Origin of the sequence: Mycobacterium kubicae (assembly GCF_015689175.1) — a bacterium.
Lineage (GTDB): Bacteria > Actinomycetota > Actinomycetes > Mycobacteriales > Mycobacteriaceae > Mycobacterium > Mycobacterium kubicae.
Map to the genome: position 1 here is coordinate 1,559,861 of NZ_CP065047.1, position 18,183 is coordinate 1,578,043.

Consider the following 18,183-nt stretch of genomic DNA (forward strand, 5'->3'; position numbering starts at 1 on the left):
CCGGCTCACCCTAGGCGCCGCAGCAGTTCCGATGCGGCATGTTGACCGCTGCGCAACGCACCATGGACGGTAGCCGGGTTGTCCACTCCGACCGCCTCACCGGCGAAATACAAGCGATCACCGATCGGTTCCTGCAGGCGACGCCGATCGTCCAGGCCGGAACCAGGTGCGTGAAATGAATAGGCGCCCAACGCATATGGGTCCAGGGTCCAACCCGAGTTGAGCACCCCAACCGGCGCAATGTCGTCGCCGAACAACCGGCGAGCTGTGGGAAGTGCACCGGCTATCAAATCGGCACCCGCCATCGCCTCGACGGATCTGCCGAAGTGACCCGCGTTGAACGCCACCATGATCGGCCCGGCGCTCACCGGCAAGCTGAACCACTGTACCCACCCCGGCTCAGTGCCGAGAAACTGGTAGAACGCGTTGTTCTTATCCCAGGTGCGCCGGTCGAATCGGAAGTGTGTTTTGGACAGCACACCAAACCCCAACGCGCGCACGGCATGCAGGTGCCCTTCGGGCAACGCCGGATCGAACCGGATGGCGTCGGTTTTGAGCACTCCGAGGGGAACGGTGACAATCGCCGCCGACCCGTCGAACTGGCGCCCGCCCGCCCGCACGGTAACCGACTCCGCTCGCCGCACAACGTCGGTGACAGCGGCGTTGTAGACGATGTCGAGACCCTCGGCAAGCAGCCGCGGCACCGCGTCGTAGCCGTTCGACAAGACGGCCTGGTCGCCACTGGTGTAGTTGCCTTCGTCGAACGTCGTCGCCGAAAGCTGGTCGGCGTCGGCCGCGTACTCCTGCTCGATCTGGGTGCGCACGTAGAACCCGAGCTCCGCATGTTCCTGGTCGGTCAGTTCGTCTCGGTTGGCGGCCCCGTTCACCGCAGCGGCCAGGCTTCCGCCGTCCGCCTCCGCGCGCGCATCGGCGACGAACTTTCGCCACTGCCGCTGGTCGTAGTCCATCGGTTGCAGGCCCGGATCGACCACCAGCCGAGCCCACTTGTCGTAGTCGGTGGCTATGAGCTTCATCCCGGACTGGGCCACCAGATCCGTCAGCGGATTGTTCGTGACGCCGTGCACCCAGGAGGCCCCGATTTCCAGCGGCACGCCCCAGTCTCGAGTGGTGGTGATTCTGCCGCCAATCCTGTTGCGGGCCTCGATCACCCGCACCGCCCGGCCGGCGTCGGCCAGCTGGCGTGCGGCCGCCAGACCCGCGATCCCGGCGCCGACGACCAGCACCGACCGGGTGTCCGATGTCGGGGGCTTTGAACGGTCCGTGGCACACCCGGCGATCCCGGCGCCTGCCACGCTCATGGTCGCCGCCAGGAAACCCCGACGAGACATGTCGGACACGCCTGTCAGGGTCTCACATCGACGAGACCGACCAGGACTTTTAGTCTCTATTTGGCGCATGTTGAGGAATAGCGGTTTGAAGGTGCGGCGCGCGGGTAAACTCGCGGAAACCTGGAGGCGGCAATGGAGCCGCTTGGATGGGGGGAGCGGCGATGAGTGCTCGGAAGTCCACCCGCGGCGCAGTGGTTTGCCCACCGCCCGAAGTATTGCCGCCGAGTCGCACCCTCACCGTCCGCGCCGCCGACGGAACGCCGTTGCACACAGAGGTGTTCGGGCCGCCCGACGGCTATCCCATCGTGCTCACGCACGGGTTCGTCTGCGCCATACGCGCGTGGGCCTATCAGATCGCCGACCTGTCCACCGACTACCGCGTCATCGCATTCGACCATCGCGGTCACGGTCGAAGCGGCAGCCCGCGCCGCGGTGGTTACAATCTTAAAGCCCTTGCCTCCGACCTTGATTGCGTCCTGGACGCCACCTTGGCGCCGCACGAACGTGCGGTGATCGCCGGGCACTCGATGGGCGGCATGACGATCGCCGCGTGGTCGCAACGCTATCGCCACAAGGTCTCGCGCCGTGCCGACGCCGTCGCGCTGATCAACACCACCACCGGTGACCTGCTGAAAAAGCTCAAACTGCTCTCGGTGCCCCGCGGGCTGTCGGCGGCCCGGGTGCTGGCCGGCCGCGGCCTGATCAACGTCGTGGGCGGCTTCCCGCTGCCTGGAGCAGTGAAGTTTCCCACGCAATACCTGGTCGCGATGATGGCGGTGGGCGGCGATGCCGACCGCAGTGTCGCCAAGCTCGTCTACGAGCTCTTCGCGCAGACCTCACCCGGCGGGCGCGGCGGCTGCGCGCGGATGCTGGTCGGTGAGGTCGGCTCCCGGCATCTCAACCTGGACGGCCTGACCGTCCCCACACTGGTGATCGGCAGTCACCGCGACCGCTTGACCCCGATCAGTCAGGCCCGCCAAATCGCAAGTACCGCACCCAATGTCGTGGCTCTGGTCGAGTTGCCCGGCGGGCACTGCTCGATGATGGAGCAACCCGACGAGGTCAACCGTCAGCTGCGCGGGCTGCTCGAATCTGTCACCGCCCCGGTGCAGCGGATCTCATAGCTTCGCCGACACCTCGGCCGCCGCACGCTGCCCGGACCTGACCGCGCCGTCGAAAAAACCGGTCCACTCATCCGCCGTCTCGGTCCCGGCCCAGTGAATGGGCCCGACCGGCTCTCGCAAATACCGACCGAATCTGGTCCATGAGCCGGGCGGCACCGCGGCGGTCGGACCACCGGGCGCGAATGTCTCTGTGCCCCAACGGTGATCGGCATAGTCGAGCGGGTCGAGGGCTTCGTCGCCGAACACCGACGCGAAGCAACGCAGCGTCTCGCGGCGGCGCTGATCGGCGGACAGCGAGTCGAACGCGCGGGCGTCGACGAATCCGAGCAGAATGCCGGGCCCGTCGGCATCCGGGCTGACGTCGAAGGTGATGAACACCGGTCCCCGGTCCAGCAATGCCTGCCCGGAGAATCCCTTGGCGCGCCAGAACGGCTTGTCGTAGGCCGCGTAGGCCTTGCTGAGGCTGCCCTGCGGCCAGTTCCGGGCCAACTCCTGATACTCGGGCGGCAGCGGCGGGTTGAATTCGATGGCGGTGCGATGGGCGGGCGGGATCGCGACGATGACGAACCCTGCTTCGGCGTGGCCCTGGCTGGACGTGACCGTCACCCCGGCGCCGTGCCGCTCGATGCAGCGCACCGGAGCGTCGAGCACCACTCGGTCACCGAGCTCCGCGGCGGCCAGCTCGGCGATTTGCTGGGTGCCGCCCGGGAAACGGTCTTGCTGTGCGCCGTTCTCGGTGTCGAGCAGCCGATCCAGGCCGCCGGCGGCGTGCACATAACGGGCGGCGTGCAGCAGCGAGACGTCGTCGGGCTCGCAGCCCCACGTCACCCGGGACATGATCGCCATCAGGTCGCGGGATGAGGCGCTGGCACGCACCAGTCGCAGCCACTGCCCAAGCGACACGTCGTCGAGTTGGCCGGCTCGGCGCGCGTTCCAGGGGTCGGCCACCGGCACGGCGCGCGAGATGCGTTCGAATTGCCAACGCAGCCGTCCCATGTCGAGCAGCCCGAGCAGGGAAAGCCGCGGAATGGTGCCGCTGTACGGGCGTGCCGAGCCGCGCCAATAGATGAGGTTGTTGCCGTCGTGGTGGGTCGGGATGGTAGGAATGCGCAGCTCAGCTGCGAGTTCCAGCACCGCGTCCTGGGTGGGACCGACGAAGGAGCCGCCCATATCCGCTGGTGATCCTGCGACGCTGCCGGTGTAGGAGCGGCCGCCTACTCGATCGCGGCCTTCGAACACCAGCACGTCGTGACCCTGTCGCGTCAGCTCCCGAGCTGCGGCCAACCCAGCGAACCCGGCGCCTACTACGACCACGTCGACAATCCACGGGGGGTTTGTCACGCCCTCTAGTCAACCGCATGAACGCGGATTCGTACCATGAATTGCGCTACCGCTCGTTTCGAGCTTTGTTGAAAGCCGTTTCCCGACCAGCAATCGTCGTCAGGCAGGCGTAGTTGAAAGTCTTTGCCGCCCTGTACGGGCTCGCCGATGCCGCCGAGCGCGCCCGGGCCCTGCGCGACGCCGGCGCCAGCGGTGTAGCAACCTTCGAGGGCCCTCATGACGTGTTTGCTCCGCTGACGTTGGCGGCCAGCGTCGGGGGATTGGATCTGATGACGAATGTCGCCATCGCCTTCCCGCGCAATCCCATCCATCTGGCGCATCAGGCCAACGATCACCAGTTGTTGAGCGGTGGCCGGTTCTCCCTGGGGTTGGGGACCCAGATCCGGCCCCAGATCGAGAAGCGGTTCGGGGCGCAATTCGATCAGCCGGTGGCCCGCATGATGGAGCTGATCGCCGCGCTGCGGGCGATCTTCACGGCGTGGGAAACCGGCGGCCGGCTGGACTTTCGCGGCGACTATTACCGGCACACCCTGATGACGCCCGCCTTCAACCCCGGCCCCAATCCCCATGGCGCCCCGCCGATTTATGTCGGTGCACTGGGGCCCAGGCTGACCCGGGCGACCGCCGAACACGCCGACGGGCTGCTCGTCATGCCGTTCGGCTCCAAGCGATTCCTGCAGAACAACACCATGCCTGCGGTGCGCGAAGGGCTGCAGGCCGCAGGACGGCGTGCCCAAGACTTCGCGATCATCCCCGAGATCATCGTGTCGGCCGGTGACACCGATGCGCAGCGGGAGCAGGCCAACTCCGGCACCCGCCGATTGTTGGCGTTCTACGGGTCCACCCCGGCGTACCGACCGGTGCTCGCCGCGCACGGGTGGGAAGACCTGCAGCCCGAGCTGAATGCCATGTCCAAACAGGGACGTTGGCAGGAGATGGGTGGGCTGATCAGTGACGAGATGATGCGAACGCTGGCGGCGTGCGGCACGCCAGCGGAGATCGCCGCCTACATCCGCGACCGGGTCGACGGTGTCTCCGACACGGTATGCCTGTATCAGCCTGCGCCCATTGGCCTTTCGACGCTGGCCGAAATCATCGACCGGTTGCAGTAGCTGGCTGTGCCGAGCGTGCGCGCACGGTTTCGAGTGAGCGCTGACGGCGGGGTTTCGGCCGTAATCCCGCCGTGGGTGCACGGCCAGGTACCCCGACCGCACACTCGACGCTCACGGAGCGACGGTCAACCAGTCCGCGAATCCCGACGGGTCGTGGCGTCCCAGCGCGCCGTGCTCGAAAAGGCCCCACCCTTCGACCGGGTCGGCATCTCCGTCACGACACAGCGCGCGTCCGACGTGGTCGATGACGCCGAAACCGGACCTGCCGATGACGGCCGGGTCGGTCATGTCGTAGGTGAGGCGCTCGACGAATTTGTCGCCCTTCCACATTCCGTGCAGCCAATCCGAATCGCCCCCGTACCCACCGCCGACGTGGATCGGCACGGGCAATTTGGACTCCACATCGAAGTGCACCGGCGTGCCGTCGGCAGCGGTCGCGTCGATGGTTGCCCCCGTTGGGATTCGGGTGCCGGAACGGTAGTGGATGGTGACGCGCGGCCAGCCCAGTTGTTCGACGCGACCGTCGCGCCAAACTCGCGTGCAGTCGTTGAGCGAACGGAATCCGTTGGGTTCTTCCTGAATGATCAGCACGATCGCGAAGTCCTCGAACGCCATCGGCACATACAGCCACCACATGCCCTCGAATGGCGGGTCGGCGGGGCGGCCTGCGGGCTCCGGCTCTCCGATCGGCCGGATGCCCCAGGAGCGGTCGCGGCTGCCGATCCACGTTGCCGGGTCGACGGCGATCTCCTCACCGTCAACCACGATGCTCCCACTCCAACTGCCCAGCTGAGCGAAACGCTGGGCATTGAGCGTCACCCGGTTGCCCGACCGGAGAATGTGCGGCTGCTCCTGCACCACGTCGAACAGACCCTGCCAGGTCAAATCGGCTGCGATTCCTTCGGTTTCGTCCAGCACCAGCCGCAACTTGCGTAGCGGTTCGATGACCTCGATGCGATAGCCGTTGACGTGCTGGTGCAAGCGGTCCTGATCGATCGCATCGCAGAGATGCACCGCTGTCTGGGTGTCACCGCGGCGCACCAATACGAAGGCGTCTTTCACGCCGAGGTTGGGGTAGTAGCCGATCCCGCTGATGAGGAAGATGTTTCCGGTGCGGTCGTGGGCATTGAAGTAGGAGCGGTCATAGAAGTTGCGATCCGACGAGCCGGCCCACGCGATCGGCTGAGGAACTTGATGTACCGGGTACTCGTCGAGCGGTCCGAGCATTAGCCATCCTCTCCGATCAGCCGTTTCATCAATCCGGCGTGGTAGAACAACGACTCGACATCGTCTGGCTTCTCGACCTCGCCGAAGTGCACCCGTCGAGCGCCGGTGCGCATGAACACGCACGCCCACATGACGCCGGAATACACGTAGAACCAATGCAAGTCGCCGAGGTCGATGCCGGTGAGCCGTTGATAGGTCGCACGCACGTCCTCCTCGCGCATCACCTCGGGCAGGCCGGGCAACGTCGCCAGGCCGGCGAGCTCCTGAAAAACCATGTGCGCGAATATCATCCAGGCCACATCGAGTTCACGTGGACCGAGGGTGACCATCTCCCAGTCCAGCACTGCCACGGGGGTGAAGTCGCGATACAAGACGTTGCCGATGCGGGCGTCACCCCACAGCAGCACCGGCTCACGTGCGGCGGTGTCGTGTGGCCAGTGCTCTTCGAGCCAGTCGAAAGTCCGTTCCAGCAAGGGTGATCGGCCGATGTCGGGCACCGCGAAGTCGTACCACGAACGCACCCAATTGAAATGCCGACGCAGTGCGGTATCGCCCTGGGATACCTCGGTCAAGAACCCGAAGGTGTTCTCGGCCTGGGGTATCGAGTGCAACCGCGCCAGCACAGCGACGGTGGCGTCTTGCAGCGCCCGCTGCTGCTCGGCCGGTGCGTCCGCGAACCAGTTGCCGCCGAAGGTGTAGGGCATGACGTCGGGCGGCACCACGCCTTCGACATAGTCCATCAAGAAAAACGGTGTCCCCAGTACCTCACCGGTGGTCTCGATCCAGCGCACCCGGGGGACCGGGACATCGGTGAGTTCCCCGACCTGGCGGATGGCTTCGAATTGATGGTCTAGCCGGTAGGTCGGAAACACCGGTACGTCGGCGACGCTCGGCGCCACCCGCGCCACCAACTTCTGCTCTACGGGTTGACCGTCCTGCTGCCAGCGGGCGGTGAACACGATCGTTTCCGACGACATGCCGGTCGAATCGATGCCGCTTTCCACCAGCACCTCGGGAGTGGCGGCGCCGGGCAGGACGGTGGCCAGCCACCGCGACAGCAAGGCCGGTAGCGTCGTGACGTCACGGCTCGAGCGCTGCAGGCGGCCCACGTCTTCGACCGCCGGTTCATGGGACACAGGTGCCTCCTTCACGAGGCAATTACGATACGGTAGGTAGCGTTATGAAAGCAGACCCGCCTATCCTTGACAAGGCCCCCGGTGCCGGGCGGCCGCGGGACCCCCGCATCGATTCGGCCATCCTGACCGCGACCGCGGAACTGCTTGTGCAGATCGGCTATTCGAATCTCAGCCTGGCCGCCGTCGCCGAGCGCGCCGGCACCACCAAATCCGCGCTGTACCGCCGCTGGTCGAGCAAGGCCGAGCTGGTGCACGAGGCGGCGTTCCCGGTGGCGCCGACCGCCTTGCAGGCGCCGGCCGGTGACATCGCCGCCGACATCCGGATGATGATCGAGGCTACTCGTGACGTGTTCACCACCCCGGTGGTGCGCGCGGCGCTGCCTGGGCTGGTGGCGGATATGACCGCCGACGCCGAGCTCAACGCCCGGGTTCTGACGCGCTTCGTCGACCTGTTCACCGCGGTGCGGGTGCGGTTGCAAGAGGCCGTCGAGCGCGGTGAAGCGCACCGCGATGTCGACCCGGACCGGCTCATCGAATTGATCGGAGGGGCAACGATGCTGCGGATGCTGCTGTATCCCGACCGGACACTCGACGATGCGTGGGTCGATCAGACCACCGCCATCGTCGTCCACGGGGTCACCCGGTGACGCGGCTTTCCGGTCGAGCCGCCATCGTCACCGGCGCCAGCCGCGGATTGGGCCGCGCAATTGCCTTGGCGTTGGCGGCCGAAGGCGCCGCGGTGGCGGTGGTGGGTCGCACCGAGCAGGTATGGGATGACCGGTTGCCCGGCACCATCGCTGAGACGGTCGACGACATCCGTGCCGCAGGTGGCCATGCGGCGGCGGTGCGGGCGGATCTGACCGACCGCGAGGACGTGACCCGCTTGGTCGACGAGGCCCGAGAAGCTTTGGGACCCATCACAATTCTGGTCAACAACGCGGCGTTCACCGCACCCGGTCGCCCGCCTGCGCCCGGTTCCGAGCCACGTGCCAAACCGGCCAAACCGGCCGGCGGCAAGCCCGGCTGGCCGGGATTCGTCAGCACACCGCTGGGTGCCTACCGCCGTCACTTCGAGATAGCCGTGTTCGCCGCTTATGAATTGATGCAGCTGAGCAGTCCCGACATGATCGCCGCCGGCGGTGGCTCGATCATCAACATCAGCTCGGTGGCTTCCCGGCTACCCGGCGACGGGCCGTACGCGGACCGCAGCGGTGGCGTGTTACCCGGTTACGGGGGCTCCAAAGCCGCGTTGGAACATCTGACGCAATGTGCGGCGTTCGACCTGGCCGACCACAACATCGCGGTGAACGCCCTGTCGCCGTCGCTGCCGATCCGCACACCGGGCCTGTCCTACTACGCAACCGAATTCGATGAAGTCGGCTCGGCAACGGAATTCGCCCGTGCCGCCGTCGAACTGACGTTGGTCGACCCGGCCGTGGTCACCGGGCGCACCATCGGTCACCGCCAAGTGCTCGACGGCACTTTCACACCGTTTCGGCGCGGTTAGCCGAGGTGGTGGGCTCGCCCGCCTGATCAGGCCCATGGCCGGGCGGCCGGCCGGCGTGCCAGTATGAAGCAAGCCCAACGCGAAGCGGCGAGCAACTGATCGAGTGGTGTGCGCATGCCCGGTATCGACAAGCCGACGGGGCGCGTCGTCCTGGTGATCGCGCTCGTGATCGTCGCTGCCGCGTCGTTGCGGGGTTATCTGCCCCCTCACGAAGGCAAACGCCTGGCCGAAGCGGGGGAAAACCGGGCCATGTGGGCGGCCATCATTGCGATGCTCGCCGGAACCCTGGCCATCTTGACCGTCGCGATCATCGCCCAGCTGCGCGATCCGCGCACCGTAGCGCCCAGCGCCGGCCAACTGCCCGAGCTGCTGGGCCGGGGCAAGGAGCGACCGAGTTGGCGTGTGGTGTTGATCGGGCTTGCGCTCGTCGTCGCCTGGCTCTTCTTCGCCGCGCTGCTGTCGGGACTGACCGCACCGCCCGATGTCGATGTCACCGCACCGCCTCCGGACCCCAGCGGCTCCCCGCCGGCCACCGGCACCGCCCCCGCCCGCACTCCACAACCAGCGCACAAGCGCACCGGAGACACACTCGGCATCCTGCTGGCCACCACGGTGCCGCTGCTGGTGCTGCTGGTAGCGGGAGCGGTCGCTGCGACGCGCCGGCGACGCACTCCCGCGGCGACCGGCGCGGCGACACCGGCTGAGGCCCCGGCGCCGCCCAGCGGCTCGGGAGCACTGGTTCGTGCGGCCGAGGTGGGACTGGCCGAGATCGCCGATCACAGCCGTGACCCCCGCGCCGCGATCATCGCCTGCTACGCCGCGATGGAGCGGGAGTTGGCCAACGTGCCCGGCGCCGTCCCGCAGGAGTTCGACACACCCAGCGAAGTCTTGGCCCGCGCCGTCCAACAACGTGCGCTGCACGCCGATAACGCCGTGCAGCTGGTGAATCTGTTCGCCGAAGCGCGATTCAGCTCGCATGTGATGAATGAAGGGCACCGCGAGCTCGCGGTGCGGGTGCTCGAACTCGTCCTCGACGAACTGGCTCCCCAGTCACGCGACAACCGGAGCCCGGTGTGAAAAGACTGATCGCCCTGGGTGTCTGCTTGATCGTCGGTATCGAGTTGCTGGCGCTCATCATGCAGGATCGCCGATACGTGATCGCCGCGACCGGTGTCGCGTTGGCTCTGGTGCTGCTCAACATGCGCCGGGTGCTGGGCAACGCGAACGCCCCGCCGGCCGAGCCGGACGGCGACGATCTGCGCGACGGACTGCGTCGCTGGCTGGCCAACACCGAGACGACGATCCGGTGGTCGGACTCGACCCGGGCGGACTGGGATCGGCATCTGCGGCCGATGTTGGCGCGGCGTTTCGAGATCGCCACCGGGCAACGGCTGACCAAAGACCCCGCGGCTTTCGCCGCGACCGGCCGCATGCTGTTCGGCCCCGCACTATGGGAGTGGGTCAACCCGAACAACGTCACCCACGCCAGAGACGAGCGACCCGGACCCGGTCGCGGGGCCCTGGAGGAAATTCTGCAACGGCTGGAACAGGTATGACCGAAGGCGACCCGGGTATGACTCACCTATGACTATGCCGGCCGCTATGTCAGTTGGTGAGACGACAGCCAACTGCGAGGCGGTGCTCGACGAGATCGAACGCGTCGTCGTGGGTAAGCGCGCCGCGCTCACGCTGATCCTCACCGCCGTCCTCGCGCGCGGGCACGTCCTCATTGAGGATCTTCCCGGCCTCGGTAAAACGCTGATCGCCCGGTCCTTCGCCGCGGCGCTCGGTCTGGACTTCACCCGCGTCCAGTTCACGCCGGACCTGCTGCCCGCCGACCTGCTCGGCTCGACAATCTATGACATGCAATCGGGCCGTTTCGAGTTTCGCCGCGGCCCCATCTTCACCAACCTGTTGCTCGCCGACGAGATCAACCGCACCCCGCCCAAGACACAGGCGGCGCTGCTGGAGGCGATGGCCGAGGGCCAGGTGAGCATCGACGGTCACACGCACAAGCTGGCGATGCCGTTCATCGTCTTGGCCACCGACAACCCGATCGAGTACGAGGGCACCTATCCGCTGCCCGAAGCGCAGCTGGACCGCTTCGCGATCCGTTTGGAACTGCGATACCTGTCCGAAAGCGACGAGGCCGCGATGTTGCGCCGTCGGCTGGACCGCGGATCGGCCGAGCCGACGGTGAATCAGGTTGTCGACGCCCACGACCTGCTGGCCATGCGGGAATCGGTGGAGCAGGTGACGGTGCACGAGGACGTGCTGCACTACGTGGTGTCGCTGGCCACCGCGACTCGCCACCACCCACAGGTGGCCGTCGGCGCCAGCCCCCGCGCCGAACTCGACCTGGTCCAACTCGCGCGGGCTCGGGCCCTGCTGCAGGGCAGGGATTATGTGATCCCGGAGGACGTGAAGGCGCTTGCCATGGCCGCGGTCGCGCACCGCATCACCTTGCGACCCGAGATGTGGGTGCGCAAGATCCAGGGCGCCGATATCGTCGGAGAACTCTTGCGGCGGTTGCCCGTTCCGCGTGCGAATGGCTGAGCTAAGGCTGGCCGGTGATCCAAACTCGCGACGTCGAAATACGCTGGCGCGCATCGCCTCTGACGCTGGCAGTGACCACTTGCGCGGGGGTTGCGCTGGTTGTTGCGGTGATCGCACATCGCTGGCAGCTGATAGCGTTCGCCGCCCCGCTGCTCGGGGTGTTGTGCTCGATCAGCTGGCAGCCGAAGGTGCCGACGATCCAGGTCCATGGTGAGCCGGATCTGCAGCGGTGCTTCGAAACCGAGCAGGCGCGCGTAAGCGTCTGGGTCACAACGGATTCCGACGACGCGGCGGTCGAGTTGACGGTGTCAGCCGTCGACGGCATGGAACTCGAAATTCTCGAATCCGACTCTCGCCCGGCCAAAACCGTTGCAGCGGTGGCGGCGCGGTGGGGACGATACCCGATCCGCGCCCACGTCGACCTGCTCGCCCGTGGCGGCCTGGTGCGGGGTACCGGCACGGTCGACGCCGCTTACATCGTGGTCTTCCCGCTGACTCCGCCGCAGTCGACCTCGATTCCGCAGACCGAGCTGCTTGATCGGCTGGGCACCCATCTCACCCGGCACATCGGTCCGGGGGTCGAGTATGCCGATATCCGCCCCTATGTGCCCGGTGACCAGTTGCGCGCGGTGAACTGGGCGGTGAGCGCACGCCGCGGGACGCTTCATGTCACGCAGCGGTTGACCGACCGGGCCGCCGATGTCGTGGTGCTGATCGACACGTATCGACAGCCGCCGGGACCGGCGACCGAGGCGACCGAACGTGTCGTGCGCGGGGCGGCTCAGGTGGTGCAAACCGCGTTGCGTCACAGCGACCGCGCCGGGATCGTCGCGCTGGGCGGCAACCGTCCGCGATGGCTCGGTGCTGACATCGGTCAACGCCAGTTCTACCGGGTGCTCGATACGGTGCTGGGTGTCGCCGAGCGCTTCGAACACACCACCGGGACGCTGGCGCCGCGCGCGGCTGTTCCGGCCGGCGCCATCGTCATTGCGTTTTCCACGCTGCTCGACACCGAATTCGCCTTGGCGTTGATCAACTTGCGCAGACGCGGCCACGTGGTGCTTGCCGTCGACGTCCTGGACACCTCACCGTTCGAGGGGGAACAGGACCCGCTGGTGGTCCGGTTGTGGGGACTGCAGCGTTCGGCGATGTACCGCGACATGGCCACCGTCGGTGTCGACATACTGTCCTGGCCCGGGGAACGCACGCTGGAGCAGTCGATGGGGGCGCTGCCCGACCGGCGGCGCCGGGTGCGCGGCCGGCTACGGGGAGCGCACTGACGTGGCCTCGCTCGCCCAATCAAGCAGCCGCGTCACGGCGTCGATTTTCGGTGTGCTGATGGTCGGCTCGGCGTCAGTCGAAACATCGGGCCCGGCGCTCATAGTCGCGGTTGCCGGCATTGTCGCGGTCGTTGTCGGTCTGGTCTCCCGTCCGGCGGCGACCATGGCGGTGCTGCTGTCGGTGCTGCTGATCGTGCTGGCAGATCCTTCTCCCGGGCTGGCCGTGGTGTCGGGGCTGTGCGCCGCGGCCTATCTGGTATGCCGGCACGCGGAAGGCTCGCCCTTCGCCGTCGTCATCGGTAGCTGGCCGACAATCCTTGCCGCCGTTGGCTTTTCGTTCGTCGGGCTGGTGGCGACGTCATTCCCGCTGCAACTGCCGTGGTTGCCGCTGCTGGCGCCGCTGGCGGTACTGGCGATCTATGTGCTGGCCACCCGTCCGTTCCTGCGCTGAAATGGGCTGGCGGCTAAACCGTTGTCGCTCGACGCCCTACGCGATGGCCGCGGTAGTCATCACTGCACCAACTGTGCGGCGCGATCGGCCAAATCCAACACCGGCTGCGGCACGATGCCCAAAACCACAGTCACCAAGGCGCAGACGGCGATGGCCACCTTGCTCAGCACACCCGGGACCACCACTTGTGGGGTGTCGTCGGTGCCTTCGGTGAAGAACATGAGCACGATCACCCGCACGTAGAAATAGGCGGCCACACCGCTGGCCACCACGCCCACGATCACCAGCGGCACCGCGCCACCGGCCGCAGCGGCCTTGAACACCGCGAACTTACTGACGAAGCCGCTGGTGAGCGGGATGCCGGCGAAGGCGAGCAAGAACATCGACAGCATCACGCCCACAATGGGGGAGCGCTGACCCAGCCCCGCCCAGTGCGACAGGTCGGCGTCCTCGACGCCGTCGCGGTTGCGGATCAGGCCCACGATCGCGAAGGCGCCCACCGTGCTGAAGCTGTAGGCGACCAGATAGAACAACGTGGCCGAGAGGCCGGCGGCGTTGTCGGCGATTACGCCGGTGAGAATGAACCCCACGTGTGCCACCGACGAGTAGGCGAGCATCCGCTTGACGTCGGTCTGATTCACCGCGGTGACGGTGCCCACGGCCATGGTCAGGATGGCGATCGCCCACAGCACCGGCCGCCATTGGTCATGCAGGGGCGGCAGCGCGACGTAGATGACGCGTAGCAGCGCCCCGAACGCCGCGACCTTGGTGGCCGCCGCCATGAAACCGGTGACCGGCGTCGGCGCGCCCTGGTAGACGTCGGGAATCCACGAGTGGAACGGAACCGCACCAACTTTGAACAACAAGCCGACCGACAGCAGCGCGACGCCGACCAACGCCATCGAACTGTCGCTGCGGGCGGCCAGCGCAGCGCGGATACCGGGCAAGGTCAGCGTGCCCGTCGCGCCGTAGAGCAGCGCAACACCGTAGAGGAAGAACGCCGACGAGAACGCTCCCAGCAGGAAGTACTTCATCGCCGCTTCCTGGGACAGCAGGCGACGGTGCCGAGCCAGCCCGCACATCAGGTATAGCGGCAGCGAAAGTACTTCCAGCGCAACGAACATCGTCAGCAGATCGTTGGCCGCCGGGAACACCATCATGCCGCCGACGGACAGCAACGCCAGCGGAAACAGTTCGGTCTGCGCCGCTCCGGCTCGCTGCGCTTCATGTTCGGCGTCACTGTCGGGGACGGCGGAGGCCTGCGGGGTAAAGGAATCGAGTCCGGCGCTCCCGGCTGCCACGGCGACCTTGCTGCCCGTGGCGACGTTGCTGCGTTCGGCCATGAAGATCACCGCCAGCACGGCGACCAGTAGCACCGTGCCCTGCAGGAACAGGGTCGGTCGGTCAATGGCCATCGCGCCCACGACGGCGCGCCGACCGGATGCCGGGATCGACTTGGCCACTGCGACGTCGGCGACCAGCGCGGCCACCAACCCGCCCAGCGCGAGTGCCACTTGTGCGACGTAGCGCGCCCGGCGCGGCAAGAACGCTTCGGCCAGCACGCCCGCCACCGCGACGCCGAACACGATCAGTACCGGGCACAGCAGAAAGTACTCGATGCTGGGACTGGGCAAGGTCATTGATGCGGTCCTTCGGCTGTCCGGGGTACGCCCGGCCCCGCCGGTGCGACGGGAGCGGGATCATGCTGACCGATGGTGGTCATGGTGTTCTTGACCGCCGGGTCGATCAGGTCGAGGACCGGCTTGGGATAGACGCCCAGCACCAGGAGCAGCGCGATCAGCGGTGCTACCACGGCCATCTCGCGCGGCAGCAGATCCCGGATCCGTTCGTTGCCCTTGGCCACCGGACCGGTCATGATGCGCTGGTAGAGCCAGAGCATGTAGATCGCGGACAACACCAACGCGGTGACCCCGACGGCCGCCGCCAACCAGTAACGATTGAAAGTGCCCAGCAAAACCAGAAATTCACTGACGAATGGGGCTAAGCCGGGCAGTGACAAGGTGGCCATGGCCGAAACCAGGAAGGTGCCGGCCAGCACCGGCGCCACCTTCTGCACACCGCCGTAGTCGGCGATGTTGCGGCTGCCGTGGCGCGAGATGAGGAAGCCGGCGATCAGGAACACCGCCGCCGTCGACAGGCCGTGATTGAGCATGTAGAGGGTGGATCCGCTCTGTCCCTGGGTGGTCATCACGAAGATGCCGGCGATGATGAACCCGAAGTGGGAGATGGAGGTGTAAGCGATCAAGCGCATGATGTCGGTCTGCCCGATGGCCACGATCGCGCCGTAGACCACCCCGATGATCGCCAGCGTGACGATCAGCGGGCGGAAATAAGTTGAGGCGTCGGGGAACAGCTGCAAGCAGTAACGCAGCATGCCGAACGTCCCGACCTTGTCCATGATCGCCATCATCAGCACCGCGCTGGCCGGCGGTGCCTCCACAGCGGCGTCGGGCAGCCAGCGGTGGAACGGCCACAGCGGGGCCTTGATGGCGAACGCGAACATGAAGCCCAAGAACAGCGCCTTGAACACCGCGGTGTTGGCGCCGTAGCGGCCCGACGTCACACCGGCGACGATTTCGCGGAAGTCGAAGGTGCCCGGGCCGTGCTGGGTGGTGACGACATACAGCCCGATCACCGCGGCCAGCATGATCAGCCCGCCGAACAGGTTGTAGAGCAAGAACTTCACCGCGGCGCGGGAGCGTCCCGGGCCGTCGCCGAAGCCGCCGATGAGGAAGTACATCGGGATGAGCATGGCTTCGAAGAACACGTAGAACAGCAGCACATCCAGCGCGATCACCGATATGAGGACCATCGACTCGATGGCCAGCGTCAAGGCGACGTAGGCGTGCACGCCGCGGGTGCGTTCGCCGCCGTCCTTCCAGCCGGCCACCAGCAACAGCGGAATCAGCACCGCGGTCAGCAACACCAGCACCACCGCGATACCGTCCACGCCCAGGGTGTAACCGGCACCGAAAGCCGGTATCCAGCTGTGGCTTTCGATGAACTGGAACGGCGCACCACCGGTCTTGAAGCCGGCGGTGATGACACCGGCCACCCCCAAAGTCAGGACGCTGACCACCAGGCCGGTCCATTTGGCGAGCTGACGCTGGCTCGGGGGCAGCAAGATGATCAGCACCGACCCCGCCAGCGGCACCAGCCACAGGATGGTCAGCCAGGGCAGGTTGCTCACCACAGCTGCACCGCCAGCAGCACCGCGGCGACCACCGCCGCGCCGGCCAACATCGACAACGCGTAGTTGCGGGCGAAGCCGGTTTGGAAGCCGCGCAGGCGATTCGACGTCCGGCTCACCAGGTCAGCGAGCGCGTTGACCGAACCGTCCACGCCGGCGTTGTCGACTTCGACCAGCGCGTGCGTCAGTTGCGCGCCTGGGCGCATGAACACCTCCTCGTTGAAGGCATCGCTGTAGAGGTCGTTGCGTGCCGCGTGGGTGGCCGGGTTGACCGCCAGCGGGGCGACCCGGGGGATGGGGGCCCTGGCGTACATCCGGTAGGCCACGGCGATCCCGACGGCCACGACGCCCAGCGCCAGGGTGGTGCTGACCCAGGCCGGCACGGCGTGAGTGGTTTCTTCGTGCGCCCCGACGACCGGCTCGAGCCAGCGCTGCAGGGTGCCGCCGATGGCGAACAGCCCGCCGGAGAACACCGAGCCGAAGGCGAGCAGAATCATCGGCCAGGTCATCAAGGCCGGCGCCTCGTGCGGATGACTGTTTGGCGCCCAACGCTTTTTGCCGAAGAAGGTCATCAACATGACCCGCGTCATGTAGAAGGCGGTGATACCCGCGCCGAGCAGCGCCGCACCGCCCAACACGTAGCCCTGCGTGCCGCCGGTGGACAGCGCCGCCTCGATGATGGCGTCCTTGGAGAAGAAGCCGGCGAACGGGGGGACCCCGATGATCGCCAGATACCCGAGCCCGAAGGTGACGAAGGTGATGGGCAGCGCTTTGCGCAGGCCGCCGTACCGGCGCATGTCCTGTTCTTCGTGCATGGCGTGGATGACCGCACCGGAGCCGAGGAACAGGCCGGCTTTGAAGAAGCCGTGGGTGAGCAGGTGCATGATCGCGAACGCGTATCCGGCCGGACCCAGCCCCGCGGCGAGCACCATGTAGCCGATCTGGCTCATGGTGGAGGCGGCCAGGGCGCGTTTGATGTCGTCCTTCGCGCAGCCGATGAACGCCCCCAGCAGCAGCGTCACGGCGCCGACGACCACTACGGCCAGTCGGGCGTTGGGTGACAGGTTGTACAGCGGGTTGGACCGCACGATCAGGTACACCCCGGCGGTCACCATGGTGGCGGCGTGGATCAGCGCGGACACCGGCGTGGGGCCTTCCATCGCGTCGCCCAGCCAGGCCTGCAGCGGGACCTGCGCGGACTTCGCGCATGCGCCCAACAGCAGCAGTAGCCCCATCGCGGTCAATGCGCCCTGGCTGGCCCCGGGTGCCGCGGCGAAAACCCTGCTATACGACAAGGTTCCGAAGTTGCTGAACATGACGAACATGCCCAGCGCCAGCCCGGCGTCGCCGACCCGGTTCATCACGAACGCCTTCTTGGCCGCGGTGGCCGCCGAGGGCTTGTGATACCAGAAGCCGATCAACAGGTAGGACGCCAGGCCGACGCCCTCCCACCCGACGTAGAGCAGCACGTAGTTGTCGGCGATCACCAACAGCAGCATCGACGCCAGGAACAGGTTCAGATAGCCGAAAAACCTGCGGCGATCGACGTCCTCGGCCATATAGGAGATGGAGTAGATGTGGATCAGCGAACCGACCCCGGAGATCAGCAGCACGAAACACATGGACAGCTGGTCGATCTGCAATCCGAAGTCGACCTGCAGGCCACCGACCGGGATCCAGGTGAACACCTTCTGGTGGATGACGCGGTCACCATCGGTGCGGCTGAGCAGCTCGGCCAACAGCGTCACGCCGACACCGAACGCTGCCAGCGCCGCGGCACTGCCCAGCCAATGGCCGAACGCGTCGGTGCGTCTGCCGCCGAACAGCAGGATTACGGCCCCCGCCAGCGGCAGCGCCACCAGCAGCCAGGTGTAATGAGTCATCTTGGC

The 18,183-nt window shown here is 66.8% G+C and carries 16 protein-coding genes; 9 read left to right on the forward strand and 7 right to left on the reverse strand.

What is annotated here, in order from left to right; genetic code table 11:
- Nucleotides 1-5 precede the first annotated feature (5 nt).
- Nucleotides 6-1,349, reverse strand: a complete 1,344-nt coding sequence (locus I2456_RS07370; protein WP_085075574.1) for a flavin monoamine oxidase family protein — start codon at nucleotides 1,347-1,349, stop codon at nucleotides 6-8.
- 161 nt (nucleotides 1,350-1,510) lie between these two features.
- On the opposite strand from I2456_RS07370, the gene I2456_RS07375 reads away from it, so the two are divergent.
- The gene (locus I2456_RS07375; RefSeq protein WP_085075559.1) at nucleotides 1,511-2,473 is read left to right on the forward strand and encodes an alpha/beta fold hydrolase; all 963 of its coding nucleotides are present in this window, start codon (nucleotides 1,511-1,513) and stop codon (nucleotides 2,471-2,473) included.
- On the opposite strand, the gene I2456_RS07380 is transcribed toward I2456_RS07375, so the two are convergent.
- Entirely contained in the window at nucleotides 2,468-3,814 is a 1,347-nt protein-coding gene (locus I2456_RS07380) for a flavin monoamine oxidase family protein (RefSeq protein WP_085075558.1), read from the reverse strand. The two genes, I2456_RS07375 and I2456_RS07380, sit on opposite strands and share 6 nt — an antisense overlap.
- A gap of 113 nt (nucleotides 3,815-3,927) precedes the next feature.
- Between I2456_RS07380 and I2456_RS07385 the strand changes: the two genes are divergently transcribed.
- Nucleotides 3,928-4,926 (forward strand): TIGR03617 family F420-dependent LLM class oxidoreductase, encoded by a 999-nt coding sequence (locus I2456_RS07385; RefSeq protein WP_085075557.1) that lies wholly within the window; start codon nucleotides 3,928-3,930, stop codon nucleotides 4,924-4,926.
- A 111-nt stretch (nucleotides 4,927-5,037) separates the two neighbouring features.
- On the opposite strand, the gene I2456_RS07390 is transcribed toward I2456_RS07385, so the two are convergent.
- Nucleotides 5,038-6,153, reverse strand: a complete 1,116-nt coding sequence (locus I2456_RS07390; RefSeq protein ID WP_085075556.1) for an Rv3169 family protein — start codon at nucleotides 6,151-6,153, stop codon at nucleotides 5,038-5,040.
- Entirely contained in the window at nucleotides 6,153-7,289 is a 1,137-nt protein-coding gene (locus I2456_RS07395) for a phosphotransferase family protein (protein WP_085075555.1), read from the reverse strand. Before I2456_RS07395 ends, I2456_RS07390 begins: the two co-directional genes overlap by 1 nt.
- 44 nt (nucleotides 7,290-7,333) lie before the next feature.
- Here I2456_RS07395 and I2456_RS07400 point away from each other — a divergent pair, with 44 nt between their 5' ends.
- From I2456_RS07400 to I2456_RS07430, 7 genes are all read left to right on the forward strand, one after another.
- Nucleotides 7,334-7,936: a TetR/AcrR family transcriptional regulator gene (locus I2456_RS07400; RefSeq protein WP_068026478.1), complete on the forward strand. Its 603-nt coding sequence runs from the start codon at nucleotides 7,334-7,336 to the stop codon at nucleotides 7,934-7,936.
- Nucleotides 7,933-8,796, forward strand: coding sequence for an SDR family NAD(P)-dependent oxidoreductase (locus I2456_RS07405; RefSeq protein WP_085075554.1), 864 nt, complete (start codon nucleotides 7,933-7,935; stop codon nucleotides 8,794-8,796). Before I2456_RS07400 ends, I2456_RS07405 begins: the two co-directional genes overlap by 4 nt.
- A gap of 114 nt (nucleotides 8,797-8,910) precedes the next feature.
- A complete protein-coding gene (locus tag I2456_RS07410) occupies nucleotides 8,911-9,873 on the forward strand; it encodes a DUF4129 domain-containing protein (RefSeq protein ID WP_085075553.1) in 963 nt (320 codons plus the stop codon).
- Nucleotides 9,870-10,352 carry a hypothetical protein gene (locus tag I2456_RS07415; protein ID WP_068026468.1) on the forward strand — a complete coding sequence of 161 codons (483 nt, stop codon included), beginning with the start codon at nucleotides 9,870-9,872 and terminating at the stop codon, nucleotides 10,350-10,352. Before I2456_RS07410 ends, I2456_RS07415 begins: the two co-directional genes overlap by 4 nt.
- 28 nt (nucleotides 10,353-10,380) lie before the next feature.
- The gene (locus I2456_RS07420; protein WP_068026465.1) at nucleotides 10,381-11,352 is read left to right on the forward strand and encodes an AAA family ATPase; all 972 of its coding nucleotides are present in this window, start codon (nucleotides 10,381-10,383) and stop codon (nucleotides 11,350-11,352) included.
- Between the two features lie 14 nt (nucleotides 11,353-11,366).
- A complete protein-coding gene (locus I2456_RS07425; protein ID WP_085075552.1) occupies nucleotides 11,367-12,632 on the forward strand; it encodes a DUF58 domain-containing protein in 1,266 nt (421 codons plus the stop codon).
- Between the two features lies 1 nt (nucleotide 12,633).
- Complete coding sequence (locus tag I2456_RS07430) at nucleotides 12,634-13,083, forward strand: hypothetical protein (RefSeq protein WP_085075551.1); 450 nt, start codon at nucleotides 12,634-12,636, stop codon at nucleotides 13,081-13,083.
- Nucleotides 13,084-13,142: 59 nt separating this feature from the next.
- On the opposite strand, the gene nuoN is transcribed toward I2456_RS07430, so the two are convergent.
- Genes nuoN through nuoL form a run of 3 tightly spaced genes read right to left on the reverse strand, consistent with a single transcriptional unit; the run spans nucleotide 13,143 to nucleotide 18,177 of the window.
- Nucleotides 13,143-14,723, reverse strand: coding sequence for an NADH-quinone oxidoreductase subunit NuoN (gene nuoN / locus I2456_RS07435; protein WP_068160616.1), 1,581 nt, complete (start codon nucleotides 14,721-14,723; stop codon nucleotides 13,143-13,145).
- Nucleotides 14,720-16,294, reverse strand: coding sequence for an NADH-quinone oxidoreductase subunit M (locus tag I2456_RS07440; protein ID WP_163703808.1), 1,575 nt, complete (start codon nucleotides 16,292-16,294; stop codon nucleotides 14,720-14,722). The genes nuoN and I2456_RS07440 overlap by 4 nt, the downstream gene beginning before the upstream one ends.
- Nucleotides 16,291-18,177 (reverse strand): NADH-quinone oxidoreductase subunit L, encoded by a 1,887-nt coding sequence (nuoL, locus tag I2456_RS07445; RefSeq protein WP_085075549.1) that lies wholly within the window; start codon nucleotides 18,175-18,177, stop codon nucleotides 16,291-16,293. The genes I2456_RS07440 and nuoL overlap by 4 nt, the downstream gene beginning before the upstream one ends.
- Nucleotides 18,178-18,183 lie beyond the last annotated feature (6 nt).